This window comes from Halorhodospira sp. 9621, assembly GCF_022228055.1.
GTDB classification, from domain to species: Bacteria; Pseudomonadota; Gammaproteobacteria; order Nitrococcales; family Halorhodospiraceae; genus Halorhodospira; species Halorhodospira halophila_A.
The window spans coordinates 1-1,007 of the sequence record NZ_JAJNRD010000090.1; the positions used below are offsets into that span (position 1 = coordinate 1).

General features: G+C 64.4%; 1 protein-coding gene. It reads right to left on the reverse strand.

Features of this window, described 5'->3' with window-relative positions:
• Positions 1–6 precede the first annotated feature (6 nt).
• Positions 7–1,007 (reverse strand): IS630 family transposase (locus LRF89_RS13205; RefSeq protein WP_443134970.1); only part of this gene is annotated, 1,001 nt, incomplete at its 5' end.

A 1,007-nucleotide genomic window follows, 5' to 3' on the forward strand; every position in this document is an offset into this window, starting at 1 on the left:
GTATTGTCATGCCCGAGCATATTGGCACTCCGGTTGACGGAAAAATGACTGAATCAAGGCGGGTAGCTTTTGGAGGCGCCAGAGCGCCGAGCGGGCCATGCGCTTCATCTGCTCGATGTTCTGAACCCCGCGGCGGCCGATATCCCGCTTGACGTGGGCCCAGACCTGCTCGTCCGGATTGAGCTGCGGGGAGTACGGCGGCAGGAAGAAGAGCTTGAGCATGCCATCAGTCGATTCCACGAACTCGCGGACCAGCTTCGCCTTGTGCGCGGGATGCCCGTCCACGATGACGAACACAGGGCGCTCGGCGCCGACGAGCAGTCGCCTGAGGAACTCGCGGAAGACCTGGGCGTTCACGGTGCCCTGGTGGACCATGAAGCGCATCTCGCCGCGTGGGCTGACGGCGGAGATCATGTTCACCGCAAAACGCCGGCCGGTGGCTTCCACGACCGGGGTCTCACCAACAGGCGACCACGTGGTGCCGGTGTGGTAATCCGAGCGCAACCCCGACTCGTCGGCGAAGTAGATCGTCGCCCCCTCGCGCTTGGCCTGTTTGCGGATCTCCGGGTAGGTCTCGGTCTCCCACTGGCGAACGAGTTCCGGATCTCGTTGCCACGCCTGGTACAACGGTTTCTGCGCCGAGAAGCCCAGCGTCTTCATCAGATTGTGGACCGACGCGCGGGACAGCTTCTTACCTAGGTGGCGCTCGATCAGCTCCTGGATCAGCGACAGTGTCCAGAGCGCGTACGGCAGTTTCAGCTGCTGCGGGGTCTCGTCGCGGACGGTGCGGGCGATCCAGCGCATCTGCTCCGGGGTCAGCTTCCGAGGCCGTCCGGACTTGGGCTTGGAGTGGAGCGCTTTCTGGCCACCCTCGGCGTAGCGCGACAACCAGCGGTACAGGGTGCGCTCGTTGACCCCGAAGGCGTCGGCCACATCAGCGACCGTTCGACCATTGCGCACCGCCTTGATCGCCTGCATCCGCAGGGCGTGCGCCGCCGACTTGTCTA